Here is a 13548-nt window from a genome sequence, read left to right on the forward strand (position 1 = left end):
GTACGCAGCATTGACGCTGGCAGTAAGCGAAGCGAAAGACCCGGGCACCAGGTGGACTCGGATCTGCACACGCCCCCATCGCTCATCGCACGCCCAGCGCCATCATCGACCGGGAGGTCAAAGAATGCTCAAGCGCCAACTTCTCAGTGCCGCGGCAAGGCGGAACCCATGTCATCCACCCCAATCGTCAGGAGTGAAGAATGTCAGCCATAGATAACGTAATCGCGCATCAAGGCGGTGCCTCAGCCGCAAGTAAAAGACGCTTCCTGATCAGGATGGTCACCGTCCTGATCGGCGGCATGGTCCTTGACGGATACGTCCTCGGCATCATCGGTCCGGTGTCGGGGAGGATGGCCGAGGACCTGCAGCTCACTGCGTTTTGGCAGGGTCTGATCGCCGCGGCCGCTCTGATCGGCATCCTGATCGGCTCACCGATCGGTGGCTGGGCCGCCGACAAGTGGGGCCGTAAGCCAATTTTCATGTTCGACATCGGTCTATTCGCTATCGCGTCGGGAATGCAGTTTTTCGTCGACTCACCGACATTGCTCATTGTGGTGCGGTTGCTGATGGGCATCGCGATCGGCACCGAGTATGCGGTCGGCTGGCCCCTGATGGCTGAGTTCTCGCCCTCCCATCTGCGGGGGCGGCTAATGGCCGCAATGGGGATCGCCTGGTACGGCGGCTTCATGATCGCATTCGTGATCGGCCATCTGCTAAATGAGTACACCGATCTGAGCTGGCACTTCATCCTGGGTACGAGCACGTTCATCGCGGTGGCCATATTCCTCGCGCGGCTCGGCATGCCGGAGTCGCCACGCTGGCTGTGGAGCGTGGGCCGCAAGGACGAGGCCCGCGCCCTCGCCGCAAAGTACATGCCCGACGACGCGCTTGACGACGTCCAGCACGAGGACGTTTGCAAGGGCAGCTTCCGGATGCTGTTCTCCAAGGCGCACTGGCGGTCCACACTGTTCATCTCGGCGTTCTGGTTCTGCGCCGTGACACCGTACTTCGCGATCGCCACCTTCGCCGACAGCGTGCTGAATCAGTACGGCCTCGCCGGCGGGCTCGCTGGCGGAGTCGGGCTCTCCGCCGTCGCCCTGGCCGGGGTCGTGATCACGTTCCTGTTGATCGAAAAGGCCGGCCGCCGCACGCTGACCGTCCCGCCGCAGTGGCTGTGCGCCGTCGTCCTCGCGATCATCGGCCTGTGGGCCGGCGCTCCGGCGCCCGTCGTGCTCATCCTCTTCCTGGTCTTCTCGTTCTTCAACGCGGGGTACAACACGTTGACGAACGTCTACCCGGGCGAGGTCCTCCCGACCGAGATCCGGGGGATCGGAACAGGCTTCGCGGCCGCCGTCAGCCGGGTCGGAGCAGGCATCGGCATCTTCCTCTTCCCGATGTCGATGGAGAGCCTCGGGGCTGGTCCCACCATGCTGATCGCCGCCGGAGTCGCCCTCCTCGGTGCCGGGTTGTCCCAGTGGCTGGCTCCGGAGACGAAGGGAAAGACCCTGACCGAGGCGGCAGCAGGCTACTCGCACTAAGGCTGACCCCACGTAGCTCAATCAAGGCTCGTGGTCCTGTTAGACGGATGATACACACCCATCATCCAACAGGGCCACGAGCCCTTCACGTCTACAGGTCGTTTGCGGTTCGGATTTCTTCCGCCAGGACGCGAATGCGTGGCCGGACGTCGTCAGGCCTTGGTGTCCGGGCTCGCGGTGGAGGACCCGCCGCTGGAGACCGTGCTGAACGTGGTTCGAGCACGAGGACATCGTCGCGGCGATGCGGTCCCTGCCCGAGGAATAAAAACCATTGCATTAATCCTACAATGATGTATCTTTTAAATGTGACGAACATCAACTTCTGGACAAGGCCGTTGACGGCCTTGTCTAGCGAAGTAAACAGCACACAAATGTAACCTCACACATTCCGTTCGGCGGTGACGCCGAACGGAAGTGACGGATCCGCCATCAAGAAGGAAGATCATGAAAGACGTAGTAATTGTCGGAGGCGGTCTCGCCGGACTGTCCGCAGCTTGGCGGCTTCGGCACTGGGACACTGTGCTGCTGGAATCAGGGCACCGCATCGGCGGTCGGATCCGATCGGAGCGCCGTGGTGCCTACTGGCTGAACTGGGGAGGGCACGTCTTCGCCGGCCCAGGATCGTCCACGGATGCCTTGCTCAATGAAGTCGGCGTGACGGCCGTTCAGATCCCCGGATCCCTGCAGGCCTTGTCGATGAATGGGAAGTTCATTCGCGAGGGGCACATCGCCACCTACCCGTTCCGCATTCCGATGTCCCTTTCGTCCCGCATCGACACGCTGCGGGCCGGTCTGAAGGTCGTTAGCGGCGTCGCCAAGTACACGGGCGTCGTGAGGAAGCGTTCGGGGGAATCCGGCGCGATGCGCCAGCAGCGCATCTATGACTTCGAGAACGACAGCTCGTTCCTGGACTTCATTGGGAACCTGTCAGAGGACGCAGCCGCACTGTTCAAGACCACTGTCACCCGCTCCGCGGGTGACATGAACGAAATCTCCGCCGGCGCCGGAATCGGGTACTTCAGCCTGGTCCTGGGCATCGGCCAGGGGCTCAACCGGGGCATTGTCGGCGGCCCGTCCACCCTGACCGAGTCGATCGCGGCCTCGCTGGGCGACCGCATCGAGCTCGGAGCCACCGTGCAGGAGGTCGTGCACCGGAAGAACTCCGTCCTCGTCCGGTACAGCCAGGGCGGTGTCGACCGTGAAGTGGAGGCCCGCGCCGTCGTCCTGGCCACCACCGCTGACGTGTCGCACAAAATCGGCGTGGACCTTCCGGAGGACCTGCGCGGTGCACTCGGCCAGATCAAGTACGGCCCGCACGTCAGCACGGCCTTCCTGACCAACGAGACATCAGCCCGGCCCTGGGATGACATCTATGCCATCGCGGCGCCGAAGCGCTCGTTCGCGATCGCGCTGAACCAGGCGAGCATCGTCCGTGGTTCCGAGTCCGTGCGGAAGCCCGGCGGCAGCTTCATGACGTTCTCCCCGGCTGGCCTGGGGCGCGCGTTGCTGGACAAGAGCGATGAGGAAGTCGCCCGGACCCACCTCACCGATCTGGACCAGGTTCTCGGCCACGGGTTCGCTGACAGCGTCGTCGAGGCCAAGGCGGACCGGTGGAAGAACGCTTCGCCCTACTGCTTCCCCGGCCGGGCCAAGCTCCAGTCGACGCTCATGCGGGGGACGGACCGCGTGTTCCTGGCGGGAGACTTCCTCGGAACCCTCTACACCGAAAGCTCCATCACCACCGGCTTCTCCGCAGCCCAGGAAGCCGCCAGCCTGCTTGCCACCGAGCGCCAGGCACAGCCTCATTCCGGCTTCTCCATCTAGCCCTGAAGCATCGTTGCACCTTAACCGTACTGAAAACGAGGAATCATTCATGTCCAAAGATCTCCGCGGTGTCCTCACCGCACTGTCCACCCCCTTTGACCAGGACGGGGCCATCGACGTCGACACCCTGCGGAGGGTCGTTGACCGCTCCATCGACGCCGGGGTCGACGGCGTCGTGGCCGCGGGATCGACGGGCGAGGTCGGCGCCCTGTCCTCCGAGGAGCGCCTCCTCCTCATCAACACCGTCATCGAGCACACGAACGGCCGCGTCCCGGTCATCGCCCAGACCGGCGCGACCTCGACTGCCGAGGCCATCCGGCTGTCGCAGGCGGCCGAGAAGTCCGGCGCTGACGTGCTCATGCTGATCACGCCGTACTACGAGCCGCTGTCCCTGGCGGAAACGGTCACGTACATCAAGGACGTGGCCCGGTCCGTCAAGATCCCGGTCATGCTCTACAACATCCCGGCCGTCACCGGCGTCAACCTGGATCCGGCCACGGTCCGCGCGCTGGCCGAAGACGTGGAGAACATCCGCTACATCAAGGACTCGAGCGCGAACTGGGAACAGGCACTCCAGCTGATCCACCACCACAGTGACGTCATCGGCACCTTCATCGGCTGGGACGCCTACATCTACAGCGCCCTCGCCGAGGGCGCGGCCGGCGTGATGGCCGGCACCGCCAACGTCGTCCCCAACGAGATCGTCGCCGTCAGCCGCCGCATCGCCGAAGGCGACCTCACCGGAGCCCGTGAACTGTGGAAGCAGCTGTACCCGGTCATCGACGCGCTCCTCTCCGTGCCGTTCATCCCGTCCGTCAAGGCCGGCCTGACCCTGCAGGGCCTTCCGGCCGGCTCGCCCCGGCGCCCCACGGCCGACCTCAACGCCGAGGACCTCGCACGGGTTCAGCACGCCCTGTCCGCCCTCAACGTGAAGGCGGGGGCACAGATGCCCGCCCAGTAAGCCCTCCGGCCAAGCCCTGCGGCCGCGGTCCCGGCTTCCTCCCGCATCGGCGCGGGGACCGGATCACGGCCGCGGGGCACACCCCATAGCCAAAGACAGGACTTAAGGAATAACCATGACTACTTCAGAAACAGCATTGTTCACCGTCCGCAGAGGGGGAGACATGCCCGCTCCTTCCCTTCCTCCTTTCGGCCAGTTCATTGGGGGTGCGTTCGTCCCGTCGAGTTCGGCTTCAACGGTCGATGTGGTGAACCCGGCCACCGAGGAAATCCTGATGCAGGTGCCCGCCGGTTCCGTTGAGGACGTCGACGCCGCCGTTGCCGCTGCCGTAGCGGCCAAGGCGAACTGGGCAGCGAAGACTCCCAAGGACCGTTCCTCGGTCCTTCTTCGCATCGCGGAGATCATTGAGGCCAACCGCGAACTTCTCGAAACCCTCGAAGCCGCGAACACCGGTAAACCGGCCGCCGTGGCCGAAGACGATATCTCGAGTGCGATTGACACCTTCAGGTTCGCGGCGGGCGCTGCCCGTGCCTTCACCGCACCCGGCGCCGGCGACTATGCAGAGAACCACACCTCGGTGATCCTCCGCGAGCCCGTGGGAGTCGTGGGCGTGATCACTCCGTGGAACTACCCGCTGTTGATGGCCGCCTGGAAGATCGCCCCTATCCTGGGCGCCGGCAACACCATGGTGCTCAAACCCTCGGAGCAGACGCCGCTGACCACGCTCAAGCTGGCCGAACTCATCGCCTCCGAGGTTCCGGCCGGTGTCCTGAACATCATCACCGGCCCCGGGCGGGTGGTGGGAAGCCGGATCTCGGAACACCCCGATGTCGACCTCGTCGCCATCACCGGAAGCGTGGGCAGCGGCCAGAAGGTCGCCGCCAGCGCGGCCTCCACCGTCAAGCGCGTGCACCTGGAACTCGGCGGCAAAGCACCCGTCGTCGTGTTCGAGGACGCCGATCTGGAAGCCGCCGCGAAAGGCGTCCGCGCGGCCGGGTTCTGGAACGGCGGGCAGGAATGCGGCTCGGCGTGCCGTGTCCTCGTCCACGAATCGGTCGCAAAGCAGTTCACCGAACTGCTCGTGCGGGAGGTGAGCGAGATCTCCGTCGGCACTCCCGGCGCGGGCGACGACGTCGAAATCGGTTCCATGATCTCCAAAACCCACTACGAAAGGGTCCTGGCCGCACTCGAGGACATCCGCAACGACGGCCTGACGATCGCCGTCGGCGGCAACGCCATCAAGGGCCCGGGCTACTTCATCGAACCCACCGTCGTCACCGGTGTGCCCGCCGGCGCCGCGATCACGAGCACGGAAATCTTCGGCCCGGTCGTGTCCGTGGAGACCTTCAGCACCGACGAGGAGGCCATCACCCGAGCCAACGAAACCGTCTACGGGCTCGCCGCCTCCGTCTGGACCACGAACTCCGCCCGCTCACTTTCCGTGCCCCGCCGGCTTGACTTCGGCACCGTCTGGGTCAACTCGCACCTCGTCATCGCCAACGAAATGCCCTGGGGCGGCTTCAAGGGCTCCGGCTACGGCCGCGACCTCTCCGTCTATGCCCTGGAGGACTTCTCCCGCACCAAACACGTCATGTACAACCACGGCTGAGGCTGCTTTCCATATTCAGGCCGCTGCCGATCATGCACCCCGGATTTCCGGGGTGCATGATCATTTTCTCGATGCGGCCCGAAAAGCCAGAAGAACGTAGACCCCCAACAGTCGCGAAGGGCTCAAGCAGCCGGGAGCCTTGAAACCGGCCGGCCTAACCGTCGAGGAACCGCAGCAGAAACGGGACGGTGGCGTGCATCGTCTTGAGATCCCCGCCGCTGGCGGCCTGCTCACCGAGGTAATCGCCGTGGCCGCCGGGGACGATCAGCAGGCGGGCGCCCGGGATGACGCCAGCCATCCGCGCGGCATACCCGGCGGTGACAACATCGCGGTCGGCGCTCACCACCAGCGTGGAGGCTGCGATGGTGCCCAGCTCGTCGTCGGACCATCCGCGGAAGTCCACGATGCGCTGCCTGTCCAGTTCGAAGAGCCGTTCCAGGTGGCCGGGTTCAGGGTTGAGAAGGCGGTCAGCGTCCTTGTAGGTGTCCGGCATGTCATCGAGGGTGGCCTTCGCCATGCCGTCCCAGAACTCGTCCGGCACGGCATCGCGGGTCGCAAAGGTGGAGGCAGCGATGAGGCGCCGGACAATGGCGGGACGCCCTAGTGCCAGCGCGATGGCGGTGTGGCCGCCGGCGCTGAATCCCAGCACATCGACGGTTTGCACGTTGAGCTGGTCCAGGACGGCGAGGACGTCGCCGGCGGAGTTCTCGGCGGTGAGAGGGCGGCCGGTGGGCTGGGTGCGGCCGTGGCCCTCCTCCTCAACGGCGATCACCTGGCGCTGTTCGGCCAGCAGCGGGATGAGTTCGGCGAAGTTGGTGCCGATGGTGGAGCCGCCGCCCGGGATGAGGAGCAGCGGCGGCTGACCGGGCACCGCCCGACCGTGGACCTCGTAGTACATGCGAAGGCCCTGGTTGTCGGCATAGCCGTGGGTGAAGGTCACACGGCATCCTAACCCCGGGCGCTTCCGGCGAACAGGACTCAGACCCATGGAGAGCGGACGACGGCGGGACGTCCCGCCGTCGTCGGCCTGCGTTTGGTGCCGCTCCCCTGCCGCGCCGGCCAGCCGCCGTCGGACGGGGCTAATCAATCAAAATAGTTTGATTGATCCATCTGGATGGATCTATAATTTTCGTGTGAGCTACACCGCATCCCCGGAGGCACGGGCAACGTCATCGGGGTTCCTGCGCCTGGTTGGGCACCCCGTGCGGTGGCAGTTGCTGGGCGAGCTGGCACGCAGCGATCGGCAGGTCCGCGAGCTAACGGCGCTGGTGGGCCAGAGGCAGAGCCTGACGTCCTACCATCTGGGCCAACTGCGCGCTGCCGGGCTGGTGACCATGCGGCGCAGCTCGGCTGACGGACGTGACACCTACTGCAGCCTCAACCTGGCGTTGTATCGCGAGCGGCTTGCCGAGACCGGTGCCGCGCTTCACCCCGGCCTGCGGCTGGTCCCGGCCGCGCTGACACCGCCGGCGGGCGGTCCTGGCCGGCCGCCGGCGCAATCACCCGTCCGGGTGCTGTTCCTGTGCACGGGCAACAGCGCCCGGTCCCAGATGGCCGAGGCGATTCTGGCGCGCCTGGGCGGCTCGCGGATCGAAGCCGCCAGTGCCGGCAGTCACCCCAAAGACCTGCACCCCGACGCCGTGCGCGTGATGCGCGAGCGCGGCGTCGACATCAGCGGGGCGCGCTCCAAGCATCTGAGGGAGTTCGTGGAGCAGCGGTTCGACTATGTGATCAGCCTTTGCGACCGCGTACGGGAAGTATGCCCGGAGTTCCCGGGGCCTCCGGCGATGGTGCATTGGAGCATCCCCGATCCGGCGGCCGAAGCAGCTGCCGGCCAGCCCAGTCACCCGGCGTTCGTCCGCACGGCGGACGAACTGAACACGCGAATCCAGTTCCTGCTGTACGCAATCGAGCACTTCCAAGCGAGTTCGGAAAGGAGCTAGAAATGCCCAACGAGCCAACGGACATGGTCAGCGTCCGATACATGGTGGACGACGTCGACGCGGCAATCGACTTTTACACAAAGCACCTCGGATTCACCCTTAGGATGAGCGCCGCACCGGCGTTCGCCGACGTCGCACGCGGCCAGCTGCGGCTCCTGCTGAGCGGGCCAACCAGCTCGGCAGGCCGGCCAATGCCGGACGGCACATTGCCGACGCCGGGGGGATGGAACCGCATCCACCTCATCGTGGGCGACATCGCGGCCGAGGTGGACCGGCTGCGTGCGGCCGGCCTCACGTTCCGAAACAACATTGTCACCGGTCCAGGCGGTCAGCAGATCCTGCTGGAAGATCCGTCCGGCAACGTGGTCGAGTTGTTCCAGCCCGCCGGCGGATAAGCGCGCCGCGGGCCCGGACGTGCTGCCGCGGCCGACGGCGTGGCTCCGGAGTGTGCCAGTTCCAAAGCGGGACGATCCGTCATTCGGTCACTGTGTCGGCGTGCCGGTGGGCTACCTTCCATTCGCCGCCTTCGCGGCGGTAGATCTGGGTGGCCCGCAGGGTGTAACTGCGCGGCTGGTCATAGACGGAGGTTGAGATGTGCTCCAGGCCTGCGGTGTAAGCCATGTCATCCACCACGTCATACGCCTGCAATTCGAACGTGTACGACGTGCAGTGGGAGAAAGATCTCTCGAGGGTTGCGAAGGCCTCGTCTACCTCCTGCTGCCCGAAGGCGTTGCGCCACGCACCCAGGATGCTCACGGGCTCGTTGCGGGACCAGAGCGCCCGGCGCGGGGCCGAGTCGCCGTTGTGAAGGGCCAGTTCCGCTTGGTACAGCGCGGATTTGACCCATGCCAAGAAATCGTCGCGGCCGGTCATGCCTCAGTATGCCCCCGGCCCGGTGGTTTGCACAGGCGTGACTGCGGAGTCTGGCTTTCATGGTGACCGCACCGGATGGAAGCGGCAAGCTCGAGCTCACCGCGTTCCACGAACCCACCCGAGCCCACGACCGGGAGGAACTTCCCGCGAACGCCTACGGCTACCGCCATATCGCATACCGGGTAACGAACATCGACGCAGTCGTGGCGCAGGCCCGCGCGGCGGGGTACCACACAGTCGGCGATGTCGTGGACTATCAGGACATCTACCGGCTCGCTTACATTCGCGGACCCGAAGGGCTGATCGTCGAGGTGGCACAACCCCTGCGGCCTGCCTCAACCAGCGCCTAGGTCTTTGCTGCGGATGTCCTAGGACGCTTCTGCGTGTCGAAAACTGTGGGGGTTTGATTCCGATGGAAGACTCCGTGGCATGAATGACGCGTGGAATCGGCTTCATCCGCTCCTTCGGCAGGGAGAGCAGCTTCGCTGGGTTGGCAAACCAGATCCACGGGTTCGCTTTTCGGCAACTGACCTTTTCCTGGTGCCGTTCAGCATCATGTGGGGAGGCTTCGCGGTTTTCTGGGAGTTGCAGGTAGTCGTGAGCGGAGCGCCCATCTTCTTTACTCTGTGGGGGATTCCGTTCGTCCTGGTGGGCCTCTATTTCATTTTTGGTCGCTTCATCTACAAGAAGCGTCGCAAAATCATGACCGTCTACGGGCTCACGGATTCTCGAGCGATCGTGTCTTCAAGCGAACGATCGTTTACCGACACGTTCGTAAAGGGCACGCCGATGCGAGTTGACCGCTCTCGGGATGGCCGTCACGTGAGCGTTATTTTCGGCAACAGGCGCCAGGCCGACTACCGAAACACGGGACTGGACGTTCTCAATCTGGGCCAGGCTCAGGGCGTCGCCTTCTTTGACGTGGATGACCCCGATGCATTGATGCGCGAGTTGGATCAGTTGCGGTAGGTTCCCGTCGTCCTAACAGTGTCCCCGGTGACAGTCCCCCCAATCGGGACCCCGACCCCGACCCCACGACATCGCAGCCGGGGTCAGCGCATCCGAGCTGGACAACTGCTTGGGCTCCTTGAAATGTTTATCGATAGTCGTTATCTTAACGGTAATCGATAACCTTTCTGATTGGGGATGGACTGTGGTTACTTCGTTGGCTCATTTGGACCGCAAGGTCGCTTTCCTGTTTGCCGTTATCTTTGGACTTGCAGCCGTCGGCATCGCCGTCTCGGTGCTCGTAGCCATACCCGCGGGGCTCGCGAACACCCCTATCCTGCGAGTGCCCCTCGAGAACCTGGAGACGCCCGCGCTGGGTGAGGGCAACAGCGAAATCCTCAAAGCTGCGTACGCCACAGCCGATGTGCAGCCGGCCGGCCTTACCCCCACCGAACGCTATTGGTTGATCGGATCCGGGCTCCTCGGCGGTCTTGCCGGGCTGCCGTCCTCGGCGACTCTTGGCGTGATCAGTTGGTCCGTGTACCGCTGTGCAGGCTTCGGAAAGAGGCCTTCTTCTTCATGGAACTAGATATCTGGCCGATCGCGGTTGGACTCGGTGCCGCCGTCTTGGCGAGCATGTTCGAGACTGGCCGGCGCCAGCAGGTGGAACTGGACGGCCTGGTCTAATGCCTCCCGCACCAGATGAAGAGCAGCGGATCCATTGCAGGCTCGATGAGCTCCTCGAGGCCCGGGGAATGACCTTGACCGAGCTCAGCCAGCGAGTAGGCGTCAGTATCGTCAACCTGTCTGTGCTGAAAAACGACCGGGCGCGTGCGATCCGCTTTTCCACGCTGTCCGCGATCTGCAATGTCCTCGACTGTGCAGTCGGTGACTTGCTTGTCGTCACCACCTCGTAGGGTGGAGCGGATCAGCGCACTGCAGGCGCCGCTTCAGACGGTCTCGACCCACCCACCGTGACTGTGTAGCTGGGAATGGCAGTTTGGTGCTGAACCACTCATTCTTGATCTTCGACGTCCTGGACGGATCGTGACAGCAGGCAGAACTCGTTGCCCTCGGGATCACCCAGCACCACCCAACTGACGTCCGGGCCCTGGCCCACGTTTTTGCGCCGCGCGCCTAGGGCGAGCAGGCGCTCGAGCTCCTCGGCAGTGGACACACCGTCAGCCCGCAGGTCGAAATGCAGCCGGTTCTTGACGGTCTTGCCCTCTGGCACCGCGACCACATCGATGGAAGGCCAGGTCTCATCCTGCGGCGCGATGCTGATGACGTCACTGTCCTCTTCGACAACATGCCAGCCGAGGACGGCGCACCAGAAGTCGGCCACCACCCGTGGCCGGACCGCGTCGATGGCAATGACAGCTAATTGGCTGGGCATGGCACCACGATAGCCCAGGAGGTGAGCTCAGACCTCTGGCCCGGAAGAAATTCCCGAAAATGTGGAACCAATTCGATGCTCCGGACACTATGGAGTATGAGTGGGGGATCAGACAGTACGGATGAAGCATTGTGGCTGCGCGTGGTCAGCGGCGATGGTGACGCATTCGGAAAGCTTTTTGATCGGCACCGTGATCGAGTGCTGCGCCACGCACTAAGGATCGTTGGATCGGCTCATCAGGCCGAAGACATCACCGCCGTCGTCTTCTATGAGGCCTGGCGTCGCCGAGAGTACGTGCGCATGGTCAACGGCTCCATAGCTGCCTGGCTGTTGGTCACGGCTAACAACACGATCCGCAACCATAACCGCCAGCGAAGGCGGTACAAGGCCTTCCTTGATCAGCTTCCGCCGCCAGCCGCGGGCGCCGATGTGGCCGACGAATTTGCCGACTCGGCCGAGCGCGACGCGGCGGCAACTGCGTTACGGGCTGCCTTCTGGCGGCTCAAGCCGCAGGACCGCGATGTGCTCACTCTGTGTGTCGTTGAGGGGCTGACCCTCAGGCAAGCTGCCTCTGCCCTCGCAATTGCCGAAGGAACCGTGAAATCAAGACTGCACCGCGCCAAGACAAGGCTCGGCGCGCTTTACAGGGAACTAGACCCGGTCCACCCCCTAACCGATCAGACACTTCACGAAGGGAGGATATTGTGAGCCCCTACCAATTCCAGGCTGACAGAAGCGATGCGCTACGCCAGCAGCTCGTACAGATGCCCGCATCACTCCAACAGGGTGTGCCAAACATGCGTGGTGCAATATCCCCAGCAAACGTGCCCCTCATTGGTAACCACATGCTCCCGGAAGAAACACCGGTAGGTAGGCGGAGACGGATGGGCCTGTGGTTGGGCACCGGCACGCTTGCAGGCGCCGTAATTCTTGGCGCGCTGGCCGTGGCGCGGACCCCGGAGGACAGATCCGAAGACGCCTCGAGGATCATCGAGTCGCTGACCCGCCCGCAGCAGGAGGCGGATAAGCTGCCCGCCGGAGCGCTGCCTGCCCTGGGCGGCCTAGGTATTGATCCCTCGCAGACTCGGCTCCTGGGACACAGCGCAACGATCACTTACTACGGTGCCCCCGCTGGAGAGAAGCTCACCCCCAGCGCTCCCCCCGGCAAGACGATTTGCATCATTCCCGTCGCCGCCAACGGCGAAGGCCGGTCCGTAGGGTGCACGCTGCTGGCAAGCTTCGAATCCTACGGCCTCAAGATTGAGAACCCGGAGCGAACCGAAGCAGGTTGGCTAGTGGTCCCCGCAGGTGCCGAGACGAGCCTCAAGTCCGTCAGGAATGAGGGCGGCTGGACGCAGCAAGCCCCGAACTTCCTGGTGCGCAACAACTACTGATTCAGTGAGCGTGAGCCAGCAGCCGCCGGCCCGCCGTCGTCGGCCCCGGTTGCGCCGGTCCCGCCGGCTGCAGCCGGGTGGTCATCCTTCACGGACGCCACCGGCCGTGCCACCTTTGAGATCGCGCCCGGCTGGGCTGTCGTGGAGTCGCCCCGAATGATCAGCGGTCGACCGTTCAACTCTTTGGCCGTGCGGAACGCAAACAATCACACGATTGCCGGTCTGGTCTTCGTGCACGACAGCCCCGTGGGCCCATGCGAGGCGCCCAAACCTTTTTCAGTCCTCGAATCGGTGGTCCTGGACATACCTCAAAAAGCTGCGAACCTGCCGGGTGCCGGTCCCTCTCGGTTCTCCTTCGTCATCATCGAAGGTGAGCAGGTGTACGGCACGGTAGCGCCCTCTGAAGCTCGCCCTGATATTGGCACGTCGACTTGCGCTTTCCCGAACGGGATTATCGCACCCGAAGGCGTGCCACCCGTCTTCTTTGGGGACGTCGCGTACCTCCAGGCGGATGGACAGAACGCGCCGCTGATATTCGAGAGCGTCGCACAAGCGAAGGCCTACACACACTCGCAGGAGTACCAGGACCTCAAACGGATGCTCGTTTCGCTCGAGCTGCGGCCCGTGAAATAGCCGCTGAAGGTGACCACAGTATGAGGCTTGCGCTTCTACTACTTAGCGCTACTATGTACTAGTAGTTAGTATCACTGAGTAGTTGGAAGAGGTGACCCATGGGCAAGCAGATGACGGAGATGCTCAAAGGGACGCTGGAGGGCATCGTTCTTGCTCTCCTGACCGGGAAACCGGCGTACGGGTACGAAATCACGACGCTGCTCCGGGCGAGGGGCTTCTCCGATATCGCTGAGGGCACGGTGTACGCGCTACTCGTCAGGATCGAGCAGAAGGGCCTTGTCGACGTCGAGAAGCGTCCGTCCGAGAAGGGACCGCCCCGCAAGGTGTACACGCTCAACGCTCAGGGCGAAAAGGAACTGGACGAATTCTGGAACACATGGAGCTTTCTGTCCGAACGGCTTGAACAGCTCCGCAAGGGAGGAAAGTGAT

At 64.0% G+C, this 13548-nt stretch carries 17 protein-coding genes; 14 read left to right on the forward strand and 3 right to left on the reverse strand.

Annotated features, from left to right (window positions below):
• The first annotated feature begins 200 nt into the window (after positions 1-200).
• The 4 genes from ASG92_RS03970 to ASG92_RS03985 all read left to right on the forward strand — a co-directional run bounded on the left by ASG92_RS03970 (position 201) and on the right by ASG92_RS03985 (position 5932).
• Complete coding sequence (locus tag ASG92_RS03970) at positions 201-1538, forward strand: MFS transporter (protein ID WP_056624786.1); 1338 nt, start codon at positions 201-203, stop codon at positions 1536-1538.
• 444 nt (positions 1539-1982) lie between these two features.
• Positions 1983-3362: an FAD-dependent oxidoreductase gene (locus tag ASG92_RS03975; protein ID WP_056624788.1), complete on the forward strand. Its 1380-nt coding sequence runs from the start codon at positions 1983-1985 to the stop codon at positions 3360-3362.
• 49 nt (positions 3363-3411) lie between these two features.
• Entirely contained in the window at positions 3412-4323 is a 912-nt protein-coding gene (gene dapA / locus ASG92_RS03980; protein WP_056624791.1) for a 4-hydroxy-tetrahydrodipicolinate synthase, read from the forward strand.
• Positions 4324-4438: 115 nt separating this feature from the next.
• Positions 4439-5932 carry an aldehyde dehydrogenase family protein gene (locus tag ASG92_RS03985; RefSeq protein WP_082579288.1) on the forward strand — a complete coding sequence of 498 codons (1494 nt, stop codon included), beginning with the start codon at positions 4439-4441 and terminating at the stop codon, positions 5930-5932.
• Between the two features lie 154 nt (positions 5933-6086).
• Here ASG92_RS03985 and ASG92_RS03990 read toward each other — a convergent pair whose 3' ends face one another.
• Positions 6087-6872, reverse strand: coding sequence for an alpha/beta hydrolase (locus ASG92_RS03990; RefSeq protein ID WP_240986996.1), 786 nt, complete (start codon positions 6870-6872; stop codon positions 6087-6089).
• Between the two features lie 193 nt (positions 6873-7065).
• On the opposite strand from ASG92_RS03990, the gene ASG92_RS03995 reads away from it, so the two are divergent.
• Positions 7066-7875, forward strand: coding sequence for a MarR family transcriptional regulator (locus tag ASG92_RS03995; RefSeq protein WP_200951876.1), 810 nt, complete (start codon positions 7066-7068; stop codon positions 7873-7875).
• Positions 7876-7877: 2 nt separating this feature from the next.
• The gene (locus tag ASG92_RS04000) at positions 7878-8270 is read left to right on the forward strand and encodes a VOC family protein (protein WP_056624794.1); all 393 of its coding nucleotides are present in this window, start codon (positions 7878-7880) and stop codon (positions 8268-8270) included.
• Positions 8271-8349: 79 nt separating this feature from the next.
• Here ASG92_RS04000 and ASG92_RS04005 read toward each other — a convergent pair whose 3' ends face one another.
• Complete coding sequence (locus ASG92_RS04005) at positions 8350-8748, reverse strand: nuclear transport factor 2 family protein (protein ID WP_056624795.1); 399 nt, start codon at positions 8746-8748, stop codon at positions 8350-8352.
• Between the two features lie 59 nt (positions 8749-8807).
• Here ASG92_RS04005 and ASG92_RS04010 point away from each other — a divergent pair, with 59 nt between their 5' ends.
• From ASG92_RS04010 to ASG92_RS04025, 4 genes are all read left to right on the forward strand, one after another.
• The gene (locus ASG92_RS04010) at positions 8808-9098 is read left to right on the forward strand and encodes a VOC family protein (RefSeq protein ID WP_056624796.1); all 291 of its coding nucleotides are present in this window, start codon (positions 8808-8810) and stop codon (positions 9096-9098) included.
• Positions 9099-9177: 79 nt separating this feature from the next.
• Complete coding sequence (locus ASG92_RS04015; protein ID WP_056624797.1) at positions 9178-9717, forward strand: hypothetical protein; 540 nt, start codon at positions 9178-9180, stop codon at positions 9715-9717.
• Between the two features lie 184 nt (positions 9718-9901).
• A complete protein-coding gene (locus tag ASG92_RS04020) occupies positions 9902-10285 on the forward strand; it encodes a hypothetical protein (RefSeq protein WP_157372089.1) in 384 nt (127 codons plus the stop codon).
• Between the two features lie 97 nt (positions 10286-10382).
• Complete coding sequence (locus ASG92_RS04025; RefSeq protein WP_056624802.1) at positions 10383-10613, forward strand: helix-turn-helix transcriptional regulator; 231 nt, start codon at positions 10383-10385, stop codon at positions 10611-10613.
• Positions 10614-10711: 98 nt separating this feature from the next.
• Here the strand turns inward: ASG92_RS04025 and ASG92_RS04030 are convergent, their stop codons facing one another.
• Positions 10712-11092 carry a VOC family protein gene (locus ASG92_RS04030; RefSeq protein ID WP_056624807.1) on the reverse strand — a complete coding sequence of 127 codons (381 nt, stop codon included), beginning with the start codon at positions 11090-11092 and terminating at the stop codon, positions 10712-10714.
• 96 nt (positions 11093-11188) lie between these two features.
• Between ASG92_RS04030 and ASG92_RS04035 the strand changes: the two genes are divergently transcribed.
• From ASG92_RS04035 to ASG92_RS04050, 4 genes are all read left to right on the forward strand, one after another.
• A complete protein-coding gene (locus ASG92_RS04035; protein ID WP_056624809.1) occupies positions 11189-11800 on the forward strand; it encodes an RNA polymerase sigma factor in 612 nt (203 codons plus the stop codon).
• 176 nt (positions 11801-11976) lie between these two features.
• Positions 11977-12486, forward strand: a complete 510-nt coding sequence (locus tag ASG92_RS04040) for a hypothetical protein (protein ID WP_056624811.1) — start codon at positions 11977-11979, stop codon at positions 12484-12486.
• Between the two features lie 189 nt (positions 12487-12675).
• Complete coding sequence (locus ASG92_RS04045) at positions 12676-13119, forward strand: hypothetical protein (RefSeq protein WP_157372090.1); 444 nt, start codon at positions 12676-12678, stop codon at positions 13117-13119.
• 98 nt (positions 13120-13217) lie between these two features.
• On the forward strand, positions 13218-13547 hold the full coding sequence (locus ASG92_RS04050) for a PadR family transcriptional regulator (protein WP_056624817.1): 330 nt from the start codon (positions 13218-13220) through the stop codon (positions 13545-13547).
• Position 13548 lies beyond the last annotated feature (1 nt).

The organism is Arthrobacter sp. Soil736 (genome assembly GCF_001428005.1).
In the GTDB taxonomy this organism is placed as follows: domain Bacteria; phylum Actinomycetota; class Actinomycetes; order Actinomycetales; family Micrococcaceae; genus Arthrobacter.

Bases quoted from the DNA above. Each gene is read 5' to 3' on its own strand.
- ASG92_RS03970 (WP_056624786.1), top strand. From the start codon at position 201: ATGTCAGCCATAGATAACGTAATCGCGCATCAAGGCGGTGCCTCAGCC.
- ASG92_RS03975 (WP_056624788.1), top strand. From the start codon at position 1,983: ATGAAAGACGTAGTAATTGTCGGAGGCGGTCTCGCCGGACTGTCCGCA.
- dapA (WP_056624791.1), top strand. From the start codon at position 3,412: ATGTCCAAAGATCTCCGCGGTGTCCTCACCGCACTGTCCACCCCCTTT.
- ASG92_RS03985 (WP_082579288.1), top strand. From the start codon at position 4,439: ATGACTACTTCAGAAACAGCATTGTTCACCGTCCGCAGAGGGGGAGAC.
- ASG92_RS04000 (WP_056624794.1), top strand. From the start codon at position 7,878: ATGCCCAACGAGCCAACGGACATGGTCAGCGTCCGATACATGGTGGAC.
- ASG92_RS04005 (WP_056624795.1), bottom strand. From the start codon at position 8,748: ATGACCGGCCGCGACGATTTCTTGGCATGGGTCAAATCCGCGCTGTAC.
- ASG92_RS04010 (WP_056624796.1), top strand. From the start codon at position 8,808: ATGGTGACCGCACCGGATGGAAGCGGCAAGCTCGAGCTCACCGCGTTC.
- ASG92_RS04015 (WP_056624797.1), top strand. From the start codon at position 9,178: ATGAATGACGCGTGGAATCGGCTTCATCCGCTCCTTCGGCAGGGAGAG.
- ASG92_RS04025 (WP_056624802.1), top strand. From the start codon at position 10,383: ATGCCTCCCGCACCAGATGAAGAGCAGCGGATCCATTGCAGGCTCGAT.
- ASG92_RS04030 (WP_056624807.1), bottom strand. From the start codon at position 11,092: ATGCCCAGCCAATTAGCTGTCATTGCCATCGACGCGGTCCGGCCACGG.
- ASG92_RS04035 (WP_056624809.1), top strand. From the start codon at position 11,189: ATGAGTGGGGGATCAGACAGTACGGATGAAGCATTGTGGCTGCGCGTG.
- ASG92_RS04040 (WP_056624811.1), top strand. From the start codon at position 11,977: ATGGGCCTGTGGTTGGGCACCGGCACGCTTGCAGGCGCCGTAATTCTT.
- ASG92_RS04050 (WP_056624817.1), top strand. From the start codon at position 13,218: ATGGGCAAGCAGATGACGGAGATGCTCAAAGGGACGCTGGAGGGCATC.